Annotated in this window: 22 protein-coding genes; 1 reads left to right on the top strand and 21 read right to left on the bottom strand. The window is 44.8% G+C overall.

Translation table 11 applies throughout. The features are described 5' to 3' along the window. Positions 1 to 45: 45 nt before the first annotated feature. Positions 46 to 399, bottom strand: coding sequence for a swarming motility protein SwrAA (gene swrA / locus ACNFN4_RS07735; RefSeq protein WP_014305920.1), 354 nt, complete (start codon positions 397 to 399; stop codon positions 46 to 48). A gap of 372 nt (positions 400 to 771) precedes the next feature. Further along, positions 772 to 2,130, bottom strand: coding sequence for a carboxy-terminal processing protease CtpB (gene ctpB / locus ACNFN4_RS07730; protein ID WP_370530877.1), 1,359 nt, complete (start codon positions 2,128 to 2,130; stop codon positions 772 to 774). Between the two features lie 209 nt (positions 2,131 to 2,339). Here ctpB and ACNFN4_RS07725 point away from each other — a divergent pair, with 209 nt between their 5' ends. Continuing rightward, positions 2,340 to 3,746, top strand: a complete 1,407-nt coding sequence (locus tag ACNFN4_RS07725; protein ID WP_029972819.1) for a right-handed parallel beta-helix repeat-containing protein — start codon at positions 2,340 to 2,342, stop codon at positions 3,744 to 3,746. 46 nt (positions 3,747 to 3,792) lie between these two features. Here ACNFN4_RS07725 and ftsX read toward each other — a convergent pair whose 3' ends face one another. The 19 genes from ftsX to flgM all read right to left on the bottom strand — a co-directional run bounded on the left by ftsX (position 3,793) and on the right by flgM (position 20,232). Then, positions 3,793 to 4,683: a permease-like cell division protein FtsX gene (ftsX, locus tag ACNFN4_RS07720; RefSeq protein ID WP_007407464.1), complete on the bottom strand. Its 891-nt coding sequence runs from the start codon at positions 4,681 to 4,683 to the stop codon at positions 3,793 to 3,795. After that, entirely contained in the window at positions 4,676 to 5,362 is a 687-nt protein-coding gene (gene ftsE / locus ACNFN4_RS07715) for a cell division ATP-binding protein FtsE (RefSeq protein WP_007407465.1), read from the bottom strand. The genes ftsX and ftsE overlap by 8 nt, the downstream gene beginning before the upstream one ends. Positions 5,363 to 5,580: 218 nt before the next feature. After that, positions 5,581 to 5,922 (bottom strand): cytochrome c551, encoded by a 342-nt coding sequence (cccB, locus tag ACNFN4_RS07710; protein WP_003151417.1) that lies wholly within the window; start codon positions 5,920 to 5,922, stop codon positions 5,581 to 5,583. Positions 5,923 to 5,957: 35 nt separating this feature from the next. Further along, on the bottom strand, positions 5,958 to 6,806 hold the full coding sequence (locus ACNFN4_RS07705; RefSeq protein ID WP_007614078.1) for a YitT family protein: 849 nt from the start codon (positions 6,804 to 6,806) through the stop codon (positions 5,958 to 5,960). 169 nt (positions 6,807 to 6,975) lie between these two features. Further along, a protein-coding gene (gene prfB, locus ACNFN4_RS07700) for a peptide chain release factor 2 (protein ID WP_096034905.1) occupies positions 6,976 to 8,077 on the bottom strand; the annotation gives its coding sequence in 2 pieces (ribosomal slippage) (positions 6,976 to 8,004 and positions 8,006 to 8,077; 1,101 coding nt in all). Between the two features lie 74 nt (positions 8,078 to 8,151). Further along, a complete protein-coding gene (gene secA, locus ACNFN4_RS07695) occupies positions 8,152 to 10,677 on the bottom strand; it encodes a preprotein translocase subunit SecA (RefSeq protein WP_448200101.1) in 2,526 nt (841 codons plus the stop codon). A 166-nt stretch (positions 10,678 to 10,843) separates the two neighbouring features. Further along, a complete protein-coding gene (hpf, locus tag ACNFN4_RS07690; protein ID WP_003151413.1) occupies positions 10,844 to 11,410 on the bottom strand; it encodes a ribosome hibernation-promoting factor, HPF/YfiA family in 567 nt (188 codons plus the stop codon). A gap of 194 nt (positions 11,411 to 11,604) precedes the next feature. Continuing rightward, positions 11,605 to 11,982 (bottom strand): hypothetical protein, encoded by a 378-nt coding sequence (locus ACNFN4_RS07685; protein WP_014419002.1) that lies wholly within the window; start codon positions 11,980 to 11,982, stop codon positions 11,605 to 11,607. Positions 11,983 to 11,991: 9 nt separating this feature from the next. Next, positions 11,992 to 12,336, bottom strand: a complete 345-nt coding sequence (gene fliT / locus ACNFN4_RS07680) for a flagella biosynthesis regulatory protein FliT (protein WP_014419003.1) — start codon at positions 12,334 to 12,336, stop codon at positions 11,992 to 11,994. After that, a complete protein-coding gene (gene fliS / locus ACNFN4_RS07675) occupies positions 12,336 to 12,737 on the bottom strand; it encodes a flagellar export chaperone FliS (protein WP_003151407.1) in 402 nt (133 codons plus the stop codon). The genes fliT and fliS overlap by 1 nt, the downstream gene beginning before the upstream one ends. Before the next feature lie 19 nt (positions 12,738 to 12,756). Then, the gene (locus tag ACNFN4_RS07670) at positions 12,757 to 14,277 is read right to left on the bottom strand and encodes a flagellar hook-associated protein 2 (RefSeq protein ID WP_448200100.1); all 1,521 of its coding nucleotides are present in this window, start codon (positions 14,275 to 14,277) and stop codon (positions 12,757 to 12,759) included. 251 nt (positions 14,278 to 14,528) lie between these two features. Then, positions 14,529 to 15,524, bottom strand: a complete 996-nt coding sequence (locus ACNFN4_RS07665) for a flagellin N-terminal helical domain-containing protein (protein ID WP_022553864.1) — start codon at positions 15,522 to 15,524, stop codon at positions 14,529 to 14,531. Positions 15,525 to 15,667: 143 nt separating this feature from the next. Next, positions 15,668 to 15,892: a carbon storage regulator CsrA gene (csrA, locus tag ACNFN4_RS07660; RefSeq protein WP_003151402.1), complete on the bottom strand. Its 225-nt coding sequence runs from the start codon at positions 15,890 to 15,892 to the stop codon at positions 15,668 to 15,670. Then, the gene (gene fliW, locus ACNFN4_RS07655; RefSeq protein WP_007407475.1) at positions 15,886 to 16,317 is read right to left on the bottom strand and encodes a flagellar assembly protein FliW; all 432 of its coding nucleotides are present in this window, start codon (positions 16,315 to 16,317) and stop codon (positions 15,886 to 15,888) included. The genes csrA and fliW overlap by 7 nt, the downstream gene beginning before the upstream one ends. A 29-nt stretch (positions 16,318 to 16,346) precedes the next feature. After that, positions 16,347 to 16,916: a DUF6470 family protein gene (locus ACNFN4_RS07650; RefSeq protein WP_448200099.1), complete on the bottom strand. Its 570-nt coding sequence runs from the start codon at positions 16,914 to 16,916 to the stop codon at positions 16,347 to 16,349. A gap of 90 nt (positions 16,917 to 17,006) precedes the next feature. Next, positions 17,007 to 17,924 carry a flagellar hook-associated protein FlgL gene (flgL, locus tag ACNFN4_RS07645; protein WP_007407477.1) on the bottom strand — a complete coding sequence of 306 codons (918 nt, stop codon included), beginning with the start codon at positions 17,922 to 17,924 and terminating at the stop codon, positions 17,007 to 17,009. Positions 17,925 to 17,935: 11 nt separating this feature from the next. Continuing rightward, complete coding sequence (gene flgK / locus ACNFN4_RS07640; protein WP_014419008.1) at positions 17,936 to 19,453, bottom strand: flagellar hook-associated protein FlgK; 1,518 nt, start codon at positions 19,451 to 19,453, stop codon at positions 17,936 to 17,938. A 15-nt stretch (positions 19,454 to 19,468) separates the two neighbouring features. Next, positions 19,469 to 19,951, bottom strand: coding sequence for a flagellar protein FlgN (locus ACNFN4_RS07635; RefSeq protein ID WP_031379255.1), 483 nt, complete (start codon positions 19,949 to 19,951; stop codon positions 19,469 to 19,471). A gap of 14 nt (positions 19,952 to 19,965) precedes the next feature. Continuing rightward, complete coding sequence (flgM, locus tag ACNFN4_RS07630) at positions 19,966 to 20,232, bottom strand: flagellar biosynthesis anti-sigma factor FlgM (RefSeq protein WP_003151393.1); 267 nt, start codon at positions 20,230 to 20,232, stop codon at positions 19,966 to 19,968. Between the last annotated feature and the right edge of the window lie 36 nt (positions 20,233 to 20,268).

Raw genomic sequence — 20,268 nt, 5'->3', positions numbered from 1 at the left:
AATTCTATTCTACCAAATAATCATTGGCTTGAATATCTCAAACGTCTATCTCTCTTCCGTCATCCACAGCGTTACATTTGAGAGAGAGAAATCTTTCAGATAGTGGTCAACCTCCACCTCGATCACGCCGCTGATCAGAAGCATGGACCGCTTAATATCCGTCAGATTGATTCCTAAACGTTTATGGTTTTTCATTAAGTAAGTGAAATAATGCTTCGCACACTCTTCATTGATTTCGTGAACGCATTCAACATTTGTGTAATTGACCAGGTATCTGCTGAACAGCATAAGAAGACTTAGTGCTTTTGTTGATGAAAATGTGACGTCTTTTGTTCTGTCTTTTAGTTGTTCCACTAATTCATAATATTTTTTTTCACGCACAATACTTGCCCTCTTCAATTGTGAACCCCCATTTTTTTATCCAGATAAGCACGGGTGATTACAGCTGCCGTGCTGAAGCGCCGCAAACACTTCTGCTTTCGATACTGAAATGCAGCTGCCAAACTAAAACTGTTCTCTATTAGAACCTTCTTTTATTGTAAGAACTAAAACTGACTGAGGCAACTTTCAAAAGTTTCATTTTGAATACATATTAACTCGGCATAAAGTCTCTCTTCTCTATAAATATCGGGTAATGTTTGTCCTTTATAAATGTTTAAATGTGAAAATTTTTTTAATATCTTGTCAAAACCGACATAATTATATGTCTTTTAGTTCATTTTTAGAGAGTGACAAAAGAAACAGGAGACGTAAAAAACGCCTCCTTTTCATTTATTTTACAAATAATGATTTTAACGCCATTTGCAGCTGTAAATCATTTTTTTCGTCAGATTTCTGTTCATTCATCAGCTGATTCATTTTTTCCGCTGTCTTTTTATCAATGACCGCTGTTTTATCAAGCTTGTACCGGTCTTGAAACGCCAGAACGGCTTTTTTCATTGTTTTGCTGAAATAGCCGTCTGCTCTGCCCGGGTCGAAGCCTAGGCCTTTCAGCAGGATTTGGGCGTGCTTGACATCCGCGCTGTTCATATCAAGCTGAAGCGGCTGTTTCAGCTGAAGCGGTCCCGCCGCAAAATAATCCGGCTGGCTCACAGCGATTGTCGGAGCAATGCCTTTTTTGTGAATCCAATTGCCTTTCGGTGTCAGCCATTTGTAAAGCGTCAATTTAATGTTGCTCCCGTCTCCCATAGGCACGGCCTGCTGAACCGTTCCTTTACCGAAAGAAGTGTCACCGACAACGTCATAATGTCCCGCTTCTTTTAACGCACCCGCAAGAATTTCTGAAGCGGAGGCGCTTCCTTTATCCGTAATGACATTGACGGGATACGGCTTCTTATGTTTTAAGGTTGAGAAATATTGTTTTTTATCGCCGTTACGCTCCGCAATTTGGATATACGGAATGTCTTTTGTGATGAAATGCTTTAAAATTTGTTCGACGCTTTGAAGGTAGCCGCCGGGATTCCCTCTTACATCAAGGACGAGACCGTCAATCCCTTGTTTTTCAAGCTTTTTCAGCGCCGCGGCGAAGTCCTGGGCGGTATGCTCGGAAAATGTCGATATGCCGATGTAGCCGACATGATGGCCGCCTGATTCTTTGCGGGAAGCAAATACGGTTTCAAGCGGGATTTCCGCTCTTTTAATCCGGAATGACAGCTGTTTATCAGTACCCGGACGCTGTATTTTAATAGAAACCTTCGATCCTTTTTTTCCTCTGATTTTCAGCACGGCTTCGTTTAAACCTTTCCCGTTCATTGACTCGCCGTTTATGCTGATGATTTCATCATTCGGCTTGAGGCCCGCTTTTTCCGCCGGAGATTGCTTAAACGGTGATACGATAATGATTTTATTGTCTTTCATACCGACTTCAGCGCCGATCCCTTCGAAAGAAGAATCAAGAGAATCGGAAAACTGCTTGGCGGTCTGCTTGTCCATATAAACGGAATAAGGGTCGTTTAATGTAGACAGCATCCCCTGAATCGCTCCTTCAAGAAGCTTTTCTTTATCTACATTTTCCACGTATTCGTTCGAGATCAGCTCATATGCTTTTTCGATTTTATCCATTGCCCGGCTTCTTTCTGCGTCTGATGAATTCGGCTGTGCCGCCCCGGCAATATGGGCTCCGCCGCACATGATGCTGACGGCAGCTATCACTGCGATCATTTTCTGCTTCATCGTTTACCTCCTCTTAGTCCTTTTACGAAAACCTGGAGATAGTATGTGTAAATTGCAAAGAATTCATGTAACGGCAACAAAAAAATGAAAAAGCGAGATTGTTACATATATATGGGTAACGTATAATATTTTGTATGCAATTCATTAAATATACAGGAGAATGCGATATGAAAATAAAATTATCGATTTTATCCGCGGCGGTTCTGGCCGCAGGCATTACCGCCTTTGTCTGGCCAAAAACAGAGGCCAATGAAAAAACGCAGACGTACGCCTTGTATGTTTCTCCGGCAGGCAGCGACCAAAATGAAGGAACGAAAGAAAAGCCGTTCCGCACATTAAAACATGCGGCTGAAAAGGCAGAGGCCGGGACAACCGTATTGATTCGGGAAGGGACGTACGATGAAACGTTTGAAGTAAAGCACAGCGGCACGGCCGAAAAGCCGATTACATTTCGGAACTATCAGAATGAGCATGTCTCAATCAGCGGCAAATCTGCGCCAAAAAGCGATTCTGAAACTCCGTTAATTCAAATCCGCAATAAACAGTACATTACCATTCACGGCGTTACGCTTGAGAATCTCTCCGTATCATCAGAAGATGCGACGGCCATGGGGATCTGCGTTACCGGATCAAGCAGTCATATCAACATTGACGGCAACCATATCCGAAACATTAAAACCACGGCTGATGAGGGAAATGCACACGGCATTGCGTTTTACGGCACAGGCGCCATGAAGGATGTCAGCATCACAAATAATACGGTTGAAAAACTGACGCTCGGCGCAAGCGAAGCGGTCGTGCTGAACGGGAATGTTGACGGATTTAAGATTGCCGGCAATACCATCCGGGACAATAACAATATCGGGATTGACGTGATCGGATACGAAGGAACGTCCAAGCAAAACGACTATGCACGAAACGGCGTCATTGAAAACAATACGGTGAGCCATAACTCTTCTTACGGAAATCCCGCTTACGGAGATGAATATTCAGCGGGCGGTATTTACGTTGACGGCGCAGAACATGTGGACATTAAGAATAACACCGTTTACAACAATGACCTCGGCATTGAAGCCACTTCCGAACATAAAGGGAAATACGCACGAGATATCCGGATTACGGATAACAAGGTGTACGGCAATGCTTACACCGGTATTTCAATCGGAGGCTATGACACGAAACGCGGCGGCACCATCAATTCGGTGATCGCTCATAACATTATGTATCGAAATGACACGAAGGACCTTGACGGCGGCCAGCTGCTGCTGCAGTACGGCACAAAAGGGAACACGATCGAAAAAAACATCATGACGGCAAGCGGTTCACGGATTTTTATCGCAAATGATTATACGAAAAACGAAGGCAATACCGTTAATCATAACGTCTATCACAAAGAAGCGGGAAAAGACGGCATTTGGTATTGGAAGAACAGAGAATATGATTCATTCACAGCGTACCAAAAAGGAACGGCAAACGATTCGGATTCCATTTATGCGGACCCGATGTACCGTGACGAATCGTCTTATGACTTTACATTAAAGCCCGGATCACCGGCCCTGCCCGTCATTCAGTAACGAAACCATTAAAAAAAGCCAGTCTATATCAGACTGGCTTTTGTATTTATACACGAAGGAATTTCCGGATGGAAGTCAGACTTCCCCATACTCCGATAACCGCGCCGATCAGAATGAGCACAAGTGATACTTGGAACACAAACGGGCTGTACGGCAGAAGTGAAACAAATGAGCCCTGAACTTTCGGGGCCACCCAAGCGACCATCGACTGGTACGTACTCAGCACGAGAGCGATCGGTATGATAGAACCGAATACCCCCAGCAGCAGCCCTTCCAGGAAGAACGGCCAGCGGATAAACCAGTTTGTCGCGCCGACAAGCTTCATGATTTCAATCTCTTTTCTTCTGGCGAAAATCGTGATTTTAATCGTATTTGAAATTAAGAACATCGCCGTGAACAGAAGGCCGATGATTAACGCAATCCCGATGTTGCGTGACACCCCGACGATCTTAAACAGACGGCTGACTTCTTCTTTCCCGTATGTCACTTTATACACATGATCAAGCTTCTCAATTTTTTTCGCGACTTTCGGCGTATCATGCGGATCTGTCGTTTTGACGATAAACGCGTTGTTCAGCGGGTTTTCCTGATCTTGCATTTTCATGGCCTTTCCGCTGTCGCCGAAGCTTTTGACCAATTGATCAAGCTCTTTATCTTTAGATGAAAACTCTACGCTTTGGATTCCCGAGATGTCTTTAATCTCATTCTGCAGCGTATCCTGCGTTTTCTTATTAGACGTCAGATCGATTAATACTTTAATTTCCACTTCTTTTTCAGCATTTTTAGCCATGTTGTTTAAATTCAGCATAATGACTAAAAACACGCCGACCAAAATCAATGTAACGGTAACGGCGCTGATGGATGCAAATGTCATCCATGTGTTTCTTCCGAGAGATTTAAAACTCTCACGCAAATGGCGCCCGAGAATTTTAATCATAAGAACCATACTCCCCTCTTGACTCATCACGCACAATAATTCCGTCTTCGATCGCGATGACCCGTTTCTTCATGGTGTTTACTATTTCTTTATTGTGTGTCGCCATCACGACGGTCGTTCCGCGGTTATTAATCTCTTCCAGCGTCTTCATGACTTCCCATGATGTTACCGGATCAAGGTTGCCCGTCGGTTCGTCAGCTATCACGACGTCAGGATTGTTGACGATGGATCTTGCGATGGAAACACGCTGCTGTTCTCCTCCGGAAAGCTGGTCGGGAAACTGCCGCGCTTTATGCTTCAGCTGCACAAGATCGAGCACTTCGAGCACGCGTTTTTTAATGACTGACTGCTGCTCTCCGATAACCTCAAGCGCGAACGCGACGTTTTCAAATACCGTCAGTTTCGGAAGAAGTTTGAAATCTTGGAAAACAACACCTATTTTACGCCGCACGAAAGGAATCTCTTTTTCTTTCACAGACGCGAGATCTTTATGATTAATCAATATTTGCCCTTTTGTCGGTTTTTCTTCTCTGTAAATCATTTTAATAAAAGTAGATTTACCGGCTCCGCTCGGTCCTACGACATATACAAATTCTCCGGGATGAATCATGACTGACAGCCCGTTAATCGCTTTTACACCGTTCGGATAGGATTTATATACTTCTTTCATCTCTATCATGAAATCACCTAATCTTTTAATTATGTCTTGCAGCCATAGAGTTCGCAAACGTACAGCGGTTTATGGCCGATTTACCAGGAAACAGATGAAAAATCTGAAAGTTCCTTTTCCTCAGTACACTTCATTATACGTCAAATTTAGACATATTACTATTACAGTTTCTTTTCATTCCCAGGCCGTGAAAAAACCTTGCCCCTATAACAGGCAAGGTTTTTCTGTTATTTTTTCTGTGACAGCCATTTTGCGATCTTCGCGGCTTCCTCATCATTTACAAGATGGCTCGGCATATTGCCGCGTCCGTTTTTAATGATGCTTTCAATTTTAGCTTCATCATACTTCCCGCCGACTTCCTGTAAATTCGGACCTCCGCCGCCTTCTAAGTCTTTACCGTGACAGCCGATACAGCTTTGCTGATAAAGCTCTTCTCCCGCTGACGCAGATGCTTTTGACCCGCCTGAGCTGTCAGAGCTTTCTTTTTTCGATTCATTGGAACCGCCGCATGCCGCCAGCAGGACGGACATGGTCAGAACCAGCGCCAGCAGCGCCCATTTTGATTTCATATGTAAGATGCACCCCTTCGCTATTATAACCCCGTTTACGCGCGTTTGAAACCCTCGCCGAGCACCTCGCTTGCGTCTGCGACAATGACAAAGGCTGACTCATCAATTTGTTTGACGATTTGTTTCAGTTTTGTGAATTCGGTCTGGCCGACGACACACATTAAGATCGGCCGGTCATGTTCCGTATACCCGCCGACTGCGGAAATCTTCGTCACACCCCTGTCGATTTCTTTAAACACAGCCGACCTGACGGCTTCTTCATGCTGCGTAATGATTAAAGCCATTTTGGAGCGGTTGAACCCGACCTGCACGACATCAATCGTTTTGCTTGAAATAAATACCCCGAGCATCGCATACAGTCCCTGCTCCACTCCGAAAACGAGCATCGCGCTCAGCACAATTAATCCGTCCATGATGGCAAGGCACGTTCCCAGCGACAGTCCCGTGTATTTGTGAATGATCTGCCCCGCCAGAGCCGTTCCCCCCGTGGAGCCTTTGCCGAGATACACGATGCCGATTCCCGTTCCGATCCCGACGCCTCCGAAAATCGCGGCCAGCAGTTCATGGGTCGTCGCGGCAGGCAGATCTCTTGTTAAATAGACAGCGAGCGGCAGAACGATGGAACCGACCAGTGTCTTCATTCCGAACTTCCCGCCGAGAATAATCACTCCGGCGATAAACAAAGGGATGTTAATAATCCACTGCACGTAAGCCGGTTCAAAACCAAACGTTTCTAAAATGGTGCTGATCCCGCTTACTCCCCCCGCTGCTATACGGTTCGGCAGCAAAAATACGTTAAACACGACCCCCGTAATCGCCGCGCCGATCATGATGTATATATAATCTTTGATCAGACGGAGCGGCTTATTGTGATTCACATCCATGCAAAATCCTCCGTTCTCCGATTTTCTCTCGATAGCATTTTAAGTCTTCCCGGCTTAGAAGTAAATAACAGCCAAATACCGTATTAATTTGCTAAAGCGCTGTTGTGAAAAATGGAAAAAGAGAACGGATAAAAAAACACACCTTGCCACAGGCAGGTGTGTTCCCGGATTACGACAGTTTAGAACGTAAATAGGCGTCAATGAAGATATCGATATCTCCGTCCATAACCGCCTGCACGTTCCCCATTTCCGTATTGGTGCGGTGGTCTTTCACCATGGAGTACGGATGGAAGACGTACGAGCGGATTTGGCTGCCCCAGCCGATTTCTTTCTGTTCACCGCGGATTTCGTCAAGCTCCGCCTGCTGTTCTTCAATTCTGCGCTGATACAGCTTCGCTTTGAGCATTTTCATCGCCCGGTCGCGGTTTTTGATTTGTGAACGTTCCGTCTGGCACGTGACGACTACATTTGTCGGCAGGTGGGTGATCCGAACGGCTGAATCAGTCGTATTGACGTGCTGTCCGCCGGCACCGCTCGCCCGGTACGTATCAACTTTAATATCTTCGGTACGAATATCAATGTCGATTTCTTCATTGAATTCAGGCATGACTTCACATGACACGAATGACGTGTGGCGGCGGCCTGATGAATCAAATGGAGAAATCCGCACGAGGCGGTGTACGCCTTTTTCCGCTTTTAAATAGCCGTATGCATTGTGGCCTTTAATAAGCAGTGTGACTGACTTAATTCCTGCTTCATCTCCCGGGAGATAATCTAGCGTTTCAACTTTGAAACCGCGTCTTTCCGCCCAGCGGGTATACATTCTGAGCAGCATGGAACCCCAATCCTGAGATTCCGTACCGCCGGCGCCCGGGTGAAGTTCTAAAATCGCGTTATTTTTATCATATGGTTCACTGAGCAGCAGCTGAAGCTCAAATTCATTCAATTCCTTCGTTAATGACTTCAGCTCTTTCTCGAGCTCTTGCTGAAGGTCCTGGTCAGGTTCTTCTTTTAAAAGATCATGTGTCATTTGCAGCTCTTCGTGAGACTCGCTCAGCTGATGATATGAGTTCACGTATTCCTTCAGACCGTTCGCTTCGTTAATGACGGTTTGGGCCTTCTGCTGGTCATTCCAGAATTCCGGTTCCGCCATCTTTTCATCTAATTCTGCAATGCGGGCTTCCTTTGATTCGAGGTCAAAGAGACCCCCTGAAGTCCGCTAAACGAGAAGCCATATTTTCGAGCTCTGCCCTGATTTCTGATAATTCCATTCCATTCACCTCATTAAAAGATCCGGGGCGCCATAAGACGCAGACCCGGTCATGTTCGCTTCATACAGTCGAGACTATTCTGTCCGGCCGCAGCAATTTTTATATTTTTTTCCGCTGCCGCAATGGCAAGGCGCGTTGCGTCCGATATCCACAACTTTGCGCACCGGCGCTTTTTTCGCTTGTTTGGCCTCATCGCCGTCCTGCGGCTGATGAGCCGTCGTTTGGCCCTGAACAACTTCTTCGCGTTCCAGATTGCTTTCAATCTCGGCCTTCATGACGAATTTCGCAACTTCGTCCTCAATGGACTCAATCATGTGCTCAAACATTGCGAAGCCTTCCATCTGATATTCACGCAGCGGATTTGTCTGCGCATAAGCGCGGAGGTGAATCCCTTGACGCAGCTGATCCATCGCATCAATATGATCCATCCATTTTGAATCAACGGCACGCAATACGATGACTTTTTCAAATTCACGCATCTGCTCTTCGCCGAAATTCTCTTCTTTGTCATTATATTTCGTCATGATGCGGTCCATGATCATCTCATGCATCTCATCCGGTTCTTTTCCGAAGATATCGCTCTTTTCAAGAGCGCCTTCATCAAGATACGTTGTATTCACCAGCTCCACGAGGCCGTCAAGATTCCATTCTTCCGGAAGCTCCTCTTTTGGCGTATAAGCGGCAATCGCACGCTCCAGTGAAGACTTGATCATGCCTTCCACAATGTCACGCAGGTTTTCAGAGTCAATGACTTCAAAACGCTGCTTGTAAATGACTTCGCGCTGCTGACGGAGCACGTCGTCATATTGAAGAAGCTGTTTACGTGAATCAAAGTTGTTTCCTTCGACACGTTTTTGAGATGATTCCACGGCGCGTGACACCATTTTGCTCTGAATCGGCGTGGAGTCATCCATACCGAACCGGTCAAGCATCGCCATCGTCCGTTCAGCTCCGAAACGGCGCATCAATTCATCTTCCATTGAAAGATAAAATTGTGTGATGCCCGGGTCTCCCTGACGTCCTGAACGTCCGCGGAGCTGATTGTCAATCCGGCGGGATTCGTGGCGTTCCGTACCGACGACTGCGAGGCCGCCAAGCTCTTTTACGCCTTCGCCGAGTTTAATGTCGGTTCCGCGTCCCGCCATGTTGGTCGCAATCGTGACAGCGCCTTTTTGTCCCGCTTCTTCAATAATCTGAGCTTCACGCTCATGGTTTTTGGCATTCAGCACCTGATGCGGAATCCCTTTGTTTTTCAGAAGTTTAGAAATCAATTCAGACGTTTCAACGGCAACCGTACCGACAAGAACCGGCTGTCCGGTCATGTAGCGCTGGGCGACATCCTCCGCCACCGCCTTGAATTTCCCTTCCATTGAGCGGTAGATCAAGTCCGGACGGTCGTCACGGATGACCGGCTGGTTGGTCGGGATGGATACAACCTGCATGTTATAAATATTACGGAATTCTTCCTCTTCCGTTTTTGCGGTACCGGTCATACCGGCCAGCTTTTCGTACATACGGAAATAGTTTTGGAACGTAATCGTCGCCAATGTCATGCTTTCATTTTGAATCTCCAGGCCTTCTTTCGCCTCAATCGCCTGGTGAAGACCTTCGCTGTAGCGGCGTCCTTTCATCAGACGGCCGGTGAAGGAATCAACGATGACGACCTGGCCGTCCTCAACAACATAATCCACGTCTTTCTGCATCGCCGCATGGGCTTTTAAAGCCTGGTTGATATGGTGGTTCAAGGCCACGTTTTTGACATCAAACAGGTTGTCGATGCCGAACGTTTTTTCAGCCTTCGTCATTCCTTCTTCCGTCAGCTGAACGCCCTTCGTTTTGACGTCATACGTATAATCCTGATCTTTCTTGAGTGTGCGGACAAACGCATTTGCCTGCACGTACAGTTTTGTGGACTTCTGAGCTTGTCCGGAAATAATCAATGGCGTTCTCGCTTCATCGACTAAAATTGAATCGACTTCATCAATAACGGCAAAATGAAGCGGGCGCTGCACCATTTGTTCTTTATAGAGCACCATGTTGTCACGCAAATAATCAAAGCCGAGTTCATTGTTCGTTGAATACGTGATATCGGCTGCGTAAGCTTCGCGTTTTTCGTCTTTTGACATCGAATTCAGGTTCAGGCCGACTGTAAGCCCGAGAAACGCAAAGATTTCTCCCATTTGCTGGGCATCACGGCTCGCCAGATATTCGTTGACCGTTACGACGTGAACGCCTTTTCCCGTCAAGGCATTTAAATACACGGGAAGCGTGGACGTCAGCGTTTTCCCTTCCCCTGTTTTCATTTCGGAAATGTTCCCCTCATGAAGGGCGATGCCCCCCATCAGCTGCACTTTAAACGGGAACATGCCGGTTACGCGGCGGGAAGCTTCACGAACGACGGCAAACGCTTCGACAAGAAGATCATCCGTTGTTTCTCCTTTTTCAAGCCGCTCTTTAAATTCTGCCGTTTTATGTTTAAGCGCCTCGTCAGAGAGATTTTCATAATCTCCTCTTACGGCATCAATGTCATTTGCTATTTTTTCGTATTTGTTCAGCGCACGTTTGGTCGGATCAAACATTTTATTTAAAATCCCAAGCATCTATAACGCTCCTCTATGTTCACATGCAGATTTTGCATGGAATAAATGATAATTTTCTGTCCATGTATACCTCTCATTATCATAACATACCTTTTGCTATTTCCAAAGAATTTGCAGATAAAGATAGAGAAAAACCTTCCGCGCGTTCACGGAAGGCTGGGTGGGTTTATTCAGTCGGTTCAATTAATCCGTATTTGCCGTCATTTCTGCGGTAAACGACATTTGTGAGATTCGTCTCCGCGTTGGTGAATACGAAGAAATTATGTCCGAGCATATTCATTTGGAGAATCGCTTCTTCATTATCCATCGGTTTTAAATTAAAACGCTTTTGACGGACAATTTCCGGGCTGTCATCTTCAATTTCGTCCTGAACCGCTACGCCCGTATCAGCAGCGCTGCCGTTTTCGAAATAATGTTTCGGAAGACCCTGCTCGCGGAATTTTCGGTTGACTTTTGTTTTGTGCTTTCGGATTTGACGTTCCAGCTTGTTTGTTGCGAGATCAATTGCATTGTACATATCCTCGTTATGCACTTCGGAACGAAGCGCCAGATCAGTCATCGGAATGGTGACTTCAACTTTGGATTCCTTATCATTATAGAATTTTAAGTTGACGTTCACATCGGCATTGACGCTCTGCTCGAAATATCGCTCCAGCTTGCCGATTTTTCTCTCCACATGATCCTTTAACGCAGGTGTAACCTCAATGTTTTCTCCTCTGATATTGTAGTTCATCAAAGAACGCCTCCCTTTATCTAAGGATATGTAACTATTTCTCTTTTACCCCTTCTGATCCCTGCTGAAACGTTAAAATAATGTGTAAATTCGGTGAACGATGACGAATGGTGTCGGTATTATCCGGCAGCTTCCGGCAGGATTATAAGTATATGCAGAAGACGCAGGCAAAAGACCTGCCGCTTGCAGCAGGTCTAGTGAAGAACATACGGTTTGATGCAGGCGTGCGTCTGCTCCATCCATAGCTTATAATGCGGCAGAAAGATGGTTTTTAAAAACTCCTGAAAAGGGGCGGACGGGAAATCATAATCATTTAACATGCTGAAATCCTGAAAGATCTCGTCAAAAGAGCGGATCGCCGTCTCCACGCATCGGCACTCAATGATAGACAGCAGAAGCGCATGAGAGGAATCGAGATGAAAAAAAGCCTGAATCAAATCGTTGTAAATCCGCTCGCCCTCCGTCTTAAAAAAATCATCCTGCGTGTCCAACAGGTAGCAAAGCCCCTCATCAATCGTAAAAAGAAGCTGGTAATAGGCTGACACCAAATGGTAATCGTTCAAACTTCTCAAAACACTCACCTATTTGCGTTTGTCGTAATAACGGCCGTCACTTGTCGTTTGATGATACGGATTGAAATACGTATTATGGTAGATTCGTTTTTTCTTAAGCGTTTTTATTTCATTTCGGATACCATCCTGAATCCGCTTCACTTCGCCGGTAATCAGGCGGTCCATCGCGGCCACCTGCTGAAGCAGCGTTTTTTCTTCTTCGGAAAAAGGCGGCTTTATGCCCGCAAGCATCTCCTCCCTTTTCTCCGTAAATGCCGTAACGCTGCTGATAAGACTGTCGCTTTCCGGGGCGTCCTTCAGCGCGGCGTACATGTTCTTCGTTTCGTTATACAAAGCAAAGACATTGCTGTTCATCAGGCAAGGCCGCCCGCGCCATGGCTGTTTTTCCGTTCACTCTGCATGGCCTGCTTCCACGTGTCGCGAAATTCAGTAACGAGCTTTTCCGCTTCATCTAAAAATTCTCCGTTATTCTGCACGTTCGCGTCGATCAGCCGGCGGCGGATGTAATCATAAATGGATGACATCTGTTCAGAAATCTCAATCTCCCGGTTTAACGTGATGCTGAGCTCTTGAATGATGTTTTGCGCCTTTACGATATTTTCATTTTTGGCTTCAAGGTTGTTTTGCTTCATCGCCTGCCTTGCCAGCTTAATGAATCGCAGGCAGCCGTTATAAAGCATAAGGGTCAGCTCTTCCGGAGCGGCTGTAAAGACGGATGTCTGCTGATAAGCAGCAAAAGGATTATTTATTGCCATTTTTATAAAACCTCCAAGGTTATGATGTTGAAGATCCTAACATTGACGTGAGATATGAAGATTGGCTGTTCAATTTCTCCAATGCCGTATCCAGTGCGCTGAACTTTTTATAATATCTCGTTTCGATATCATCCAGCTTCGTTTTCATATTGGAAATATTTGTTTCTATTTCATTCAGGCTTTTTCCGATGGCAAAGCTGGTTGATACCGAGCTTTCCGTACCCGCCTGTTTTGAAATTTGAGTCTGCATTTTGTTTAATGTGTCTTTTAATCTCCGGGCAATCCCCTGTTCCTCCGGGTTTTTGGTTTTCGCTGTATCAGGGCTGTCTGCATTAAACAGTTTAGCCACGAGAGAAGGGTTCTCGGTAATTTTCTGTTTCAGTTTCGCTTCGTCTTTAATAACAAGTTTTCCTTGATCCGTATAACTATCAGACGTCTCAATTCCGAAATCGGCAAGCTGATATTTTTTCCCGTCAATCGTAACCGTTGAGTACAAATCAAGCCGCATCTCCGCCAAACCGTTCTGCAGCGTGCTGTCGCTCCGTAATAAACCGCTTTTGGCTTTTGCCTCCCACTGCTCAATCTGCTTATCGGTCATCGCTTCTCTTTGTTCATCGGTTAGCGGCTTATAATCGCGGTATTTTGATTCTGTCACCTTCGCGTTTGCGCTTTTAATTAACGTATTGTATTTATCAACGAAATCTTTAATGTTGTCAAAAATCCCGTCCGTATCAGTCGTGCTGTTAATCGTAACCGTTTTATTGCTGTCCGTCACGCTGTTCAGCGTGTATTTGATGCCGTTGATCGTAAAGTTATTGGACGTTTTTGTCATTTCAAGCCCGTTGAACGTAAACTTCGCATTTTTCCCTTCCGCATTGGCCGTCAGTTCATTTGTCGCATCATCAACGGCAAAACCGAGCTGATCTTTCAGAAAGCTTTTGGTTGCGTCATCACCTGCTGAAAGGGTAAATCCTTCCCCCGTTTTATTGGAAGTGAACGCAATCGTATCCACATAATCCGTGCCATTAGAGATTTTCTCTTTTAAAGCCGTCACCCCAAGGCCTGAGCTGTTCAGTTTAGAAATGACATCGTCAATCGTATCGGTTGCGGCGATCGTGACGTTTACCTCAGTCGGCTTCGTTTCACCCGGATTTGTGACATTGAATTTCAATGTTTGGCTCTGACCTGAAGTGAAATTGATGGCGCCCGATGATTTATATGTCGTCGACGTGGCCAGCTGCTGTACAGACATACTCGTTGAAATATTTTGCTCAGCACTGACGGCCGCCGCGCTGACACTGGAATCCGAACTTGTTACTGTTTTTTTATTCCAGTTTGTGGACATCAGCATATTATTAAATGTAGTAGAATACATGTCGGCAATCTGGGTATTCATTTCCCGATAAGCATCGCGCTTCCATTCAAGCGTCTGTTTTTGCTGATTTAATTTATTAAGCGGCTGCTTTTCGGCATCCATTAGTTTTTTCACCAGAGAATCTACATCAAGACCGGAATTAAGGCCTGTGATTCTTGTGACCATATGTACCCTCTCCTTTTCGGCGTTTAGTCGTAGACGGCTCTATGACAACAGTGAGTTTCCGACTGTTTATCATATCACAGCTCCATAAATGTATGATCTTATTCTTATATCGGTCATATTAAAAGGTTTTCAATAATTTAACTGCAAAATATAATGTTTCATTTTGTCAATAGGGTTCTTTGGCTTGCTGAAGGGGGGAGATAGCTGAAGAAATAAAAAAAAGACCCTGGAGAACCAGGATCTTTCCGTCATTAACCTTTCAGCAATTGAAGAACTTGCTGAGGCTGTTGGTTAGCTTGCGCAAGCATAGCTTGAGAAGCCTGAGTAAGGATGTTGTTTTTCGTGTACTCCATCATCTCAGAAGCCATGTCTACGTCACGGATACGTGATTCAGCAGAAGTCAGGTTCTCAGAAGAAGTACCAAGGTTGTTGATTGTGTGCTCTAAACGGTTTTGAACCGCACCAAGTTTAGCGCGCTCGCTAGATACTGTGTCGATAGCTGTTTTGATTGTTGTAAGAGCTGAAGACGCAGCTTTAGCTGAAGAAGAGATGTCGATACCTTTAGATAACTTTTCGCCTTCTTCTAGTTTTTCACTTCCTACTAGAGCACCTTTATCATCATAATAACCAGCTTCTTTTGTAACTTTACCGTCTGTTACTTCTTCATCTGCCCAAGTAGCAGTGCTATTTCCATCACCTGATTTAAGTGTTCCATCAGCTTGAGCTGTATAAGTCGTACCAACTTTCAGGCTTTCAGAGTCCATTTTATTGATAGACAAAGTCATGGTTTGACCTTCGTTAGCTCCGATTTGGAACGTAAGATCTTTTGCAGTTCCGTCAAGAAGTTTCTTCGTGTTGAACTCAGTGTCAGTAGAGATTCTTGTTACTTCAGATGATAATTGGTCCATCTCTTTTTGAAGCTCAGAACGGTCAGAATCTGTGTTTGTATCGTTTGCCGCTTGTGTAGCAAGCTCGCTCATACGCTGAAGAATGCTGTGAGTTTCGTTCAATGCACCCTCAGATGTTTGGATAAGAGAGATTCCGTCTTGAGCGTTTTTAGAAGCCATGTCTAAACCGCGGATTTGAGAACGCATTTTTTCAGAGATCGCAAGACCCGCAGCGTCATCACCAGCGCGGTTGATGCGAAGACCTGAAGATAATTTTTCCATGTTTTTTGCAGCAGAGTTTGAACCTGCATTCAGCTGACGGCTAGTGTTAAGAGCCGCGATATTGTGGTTGATTCTCATTTTGTATTTCCTCCCTGAATTGTTTTTCGCACGTCCTTGTGCATTTGCGCAGCGTCATTCTGAAGAAAATTTTTCCTCTCATTGGCTACACTATATATATCGGATGGCCGCTTCTATTGTTTATATTGAAAATAAAAAAATCCTCACTTTTTTTGTGAGGATAAGTTAAGTAATAAATCAGTATTAAAAGATACGGCTCTGTTGTTCTCTTCCAGGATCGACAAGTAGATTTCTTTCCGGTGAATATCTACATGCTGAGGCGCTTCAATTCCCAGCTTCACTTGTTCTCCTTCGATGGCGATCACCTTTATTTCAATATCCGGCCCGATCTGAATGGACTCATTCACTTTTCTTGAGAGAACTAGCATGATCCTCCTCCTATCAGATGTTTTGTTTCATAGGAAGCATCATGTAAAATGATTTGTTTCGCCTTCATTTCCTTTTTATTGACGATAATCGGCGCTTTTAAATTGGCGGTCGTGTTTTCAAAAGGCTCTTCCAGCGTTAAAATCGCCATCACTTCGACGTCCTCTATATCTTCAATGTGCAAAAGCTCAAGCGTCGCATGGTCAATGTCAAATTCGTACCCTTTAAAGAAAATAAACGGACTGGCGACAATAAAGGCGATGTGCTCCTGTTTCACAGACTGCAGCGCCAAAAACGGTGAATCTTCCGACAAAGGAAGAACAACAAATTGAGTCTCGTCATTAAATCCCGGCAGGCCGTTTTCAAATGAGATAATCTGCCCTTCGTCTATTCTGATTTCTCCGTGATATTTTGTTTTAATTATCATGCTTCACAATCCTTTACCACTTTCATCTTTTATTCTGCGTTGCCATCGTCAACCGAAATCGTCACCTTAGGGTCTTGCATCATATCAATCTGAACTTTCCCCGGCGTATAATTCCATACAGGTTTATTGACGGCTGCTTCAATTGAAGGTTTGCGGGCTTCAATTTCAATCGTAAGCTTTGAAGGAATGCAGTCAATGTCGACGAGAAACTGCGCAGGCAGAAAGTCGCTGAATTCGCCGAATGGATCGGGCGGACTGACATCTGCTGCCTGCCGGGCCATCACATTGCCCGTTTTCTTTTCGATAGCCGCCATTTCCTTCCCTTCCCTGACTGTTTTGGCAATAAACTCGCTGCAGGCTTCCGCACCTTTCTGGGCGGCTTCAGCGTTCAGCTTTTCAAATGATTTGAGATTCAAGTTCTCCCACGCCCTCGTCTGGTCAATCGTCAGTTTGGCCGGCGTGCTTTCAATGTTCAGCTCTGCCGGTGGCTGCTCGATTTCCAAGTCAGCGGGCGGCTGTTCCATCTCGATTTCTTCCTTTTGAAAGGTTATACCGATTTTAGCAGGCACACTGTCAATAATCAATCTCGGTATCTGCACAGAGATCCCCCCTGTTTATAGTATTTTAGTAAAAAAAGCGATCTCCCTGGTGTGAGTCGCTTTTTTATATATTGAAGACGGTCAGTTATATTATTTCAGAAAGTCAATCAGTGACGGCTGAATGATATTCGCATTCACTGACAGCGCTGCTCTATGAACCGTCTGTTGAGATAAATAATCAACAATTACATCTTCCATTTCTACATCTTCATTATCGGACAATACTTTTTCAGCGGTTGCCGCTTGTGATTCCAATCTTGTCTGAATGAGTTCCAATCGGTTTGTGCGTGCGCCGATATTGGATTTTTCAGCATTCATTTTATCAGTAAAACCGTCAATATCTGACAGAATTTGATCTGAATCTGCTTCGGACAGCGTACCTTTGCTTAAAGAAGCTTCTAAGGAGTTGAGAAATTCAAATACATTATCTCCATTTTGTGCGACGCCTCCGAAAGCTGAGTTTGGATCAGAATTCACTTTCAGCACTGCTCCGTTTGAGATGTTGATGTTAACATCCGAAGCACCGGTATAATTCTCATAGTTGTACGTATATGTGCCGTCGGCATTTTCAGTGATCGGCGGGACGTCTGAATTTGTTCCGTTAAACAGATAACGTCCGTTTACCTGAGTATTCGCGACAGAAACGAGCTGCTTTTTCAGCTGGCCGATTTCTGTACCGATTGCTTTCAATTCTGTTTCACCGTTCGAATCACTTTTCGCCTGAACCATCAAGTCTCGGATTTTCCCCATAATATCCGTTTCCGAGTTTACGCTTGATTCCGAGTTTTCCAGCCATGTAAAACCTTGCGAAACATTCCGCTGATACTGGTTTACCTGCGCAAGCTGAGTACGGTACTGCATTCCCTTCATTGCAACGACCGGATCATCAGAAGCTTTCGTGATTTTTTTCCCCGTAGATACTTGCTGCTGAAGCCGATCGAGCTTATCATAACTTGAGCCGATAAATCGAAGAGAATTTTTTGCGATCATCCCTTGAGTTACTCTCATTTACTTATCTCCTATCTTCCTCCGGTGCCCATACCGTTAATAATTTTATCGAATATTTCATCCTGCATCGTTATGATCCGCGCAGCCGCATTATAAGCGTGCTGAAACTGAATCATATTTGTCATTTCTTCATCTAAAGAAACTGCACTGACTGATTGTCTCCGTTCATCGGCTGAAAGGGTGTTGCTTTCAGAGTTGTTCATAAGATTGGCCGCTTTTTGTGAATTAACGCCCAGCTTTCCGATAAGGGATTCATAAAAGTCATTAATTGTAGTGGTTTCACCGTTAATAGTCAGCTTGCTGTTCTGTACGGCTGCAAGATTTGTCGCGTTTGTGCCGTCACTTTTTTCTCCGTTTAACGACGCTGCGATATTATCAGTAGACGCAAGAATTTTGTCACTGACTTTTATTTTCGCTGCCGCACCTTTTGCCGGCACCGCTTCATCACCGCTGAAATCAAAAAATGCTGCACCCTGTTCGCCTGTATAGGTCTTCCCTTTTTCATGAACTGCATTAAACGCGTCAGCAAAGGATAGTGCCATATTGTCAAGAGCCGTCAGCATTTCAGGATAAAGACCTTTTTCTTCTCCATTTGACATATAGCCGTATGATTCAATAAGACCTAAAAGTGAGCCTTTACCGGTAAATGCATCCGCATTGACCGTACTGCTGCCGACTGACACACTCGACACGAGGCCGCTGTCCTTGTCGTAGTTGATTTTCATTTCTGAAACTGTTTTTGTGTTACCGTCGAGCAGCGTACCGAGAGAATTGTTGTTTCCGTTCAGCAATTCGACGTTAACCGTGCCCTCAGCAGTCGCCAAGGCATGTCCGCCCGACTTATTATATGAAACTTTTATATTTGCCATAGAAGATAATTGATCAATCAATCTGTCTCTTTGGTCATACAAATCATTAGGGAGCATACCGCTCGGCTCAACTGCCGCTATTTGATTGTTAAGGTCATTCAGCTGATTGAGAATGGAATTGACCTGATCCGCTGTGTTATCCAGGTTCTTTTTAATATCACCCTGAATGTTAGTCAAAGAGGTAGATATATAGTTAAAACTTTCGGCAAGAGATTTCCCCTGCTCCTGCAAAACTGAGCGCGCTCCCGTATTTTCCGGATTCGTCGCCAGATCCTGAAGGGCATTCCAAAACGAACTGAGCGATCCGTTTAATCCGTTATCGTCAAGCTCTTTCATGACGCCTTCCATTTGCGACAATGAATTGGAACGGGCTGTATAGTACCCTAATTTTGTATTTTCAGTTCTGTACTGATAGTCTAAAAAACTGTCTCTGACGCGCTCAACTGAACCGGCTTTTACTCCTGTTCCGATTTGGCCGGCCGTCAGATCACTGTTTTTTGATACTGCGGGATAAGGGCTTGTCGATTGTAATGTGACGCGCTGCCTCGTATATCCTTCTGTATTTGCGTTTGCAACGTTATTTGAAACTGTGCTCAATGCAGTCTGCTGCGCACTCAATGCACGCCTTGCTGTTTCGAGCCCCATAAAAGTCGATGGCATTGAAAATCCTCCGTTCTAAGCTTTTGAATCGAATAATGTCAAACGGCTGACAGGCTTGCGCGCCGCTTGCGGCTCTTTATAATTCATATTCTCTTTTTCACCCGGCATGATCATATCGAATGCCCCGGAGATGAATTGTAAAGCCTGAATCGTGAGCTGTTTGTTCATCTCATTCACTTCTTTCAGACGGTCAAGAAGCGCAGACAAAGAGTGAAATAACCGTTCAAGCTCCTGTTTTTCACTGCCTGAAGTTCTGGAGATGCATGCAGCAATTGTATTGTCCTCACCGCGGCTGAGAAACTGAGAAGTTAACCTGATTCGTTCTTCCTCAGTCTGCCCGATTGCCTGAATATACTTTTGCTCTTTGGTCAATATGTTGGAGAGCTCTTTTGTTTTACCTGCTTTCAGCGCTTCCGTTTTCTCCTCAGACAGCGTGAGCAGATGTTCATGCAGTGCGCAAAGTCGCTTCAGTTGATCAATAATTGGCTTTGCTGACATTGGCTTTCTCCTTTTTATTGCTTTTTATAGAAATTCACTATGTTTTCAGCGATGCTGTTTGAATCTATTTTATATGTTCCGCTCTCTATATCCGCTTTAAGCTGAGCGATTTTTTCCTGACGTGTTTTAGTGACCGCATCTGACGCATTTTGAAGCTCTTTTGCATGAGAAGAAATTTCCACTTTGTCCTTCGGCTTTGCAGCCTCTTTTTGTACGGCTTGCTTTTCGTAATTTTTTTGGTATGGATTAACGGATTGTGTTCCGTACTGATTGATTTTCATAGGATTCCTCTCGCTTTCTGTTCGCAGTCTAATTCT

The organism is Bacillus sp. N1(2025) (assembly GCF_053470005.1).
The sequence above is the reverse complement of the archived record's forward strand: the minus strand, read 5'-3'. Positions and strand labels throughout refer to the sequence as shown.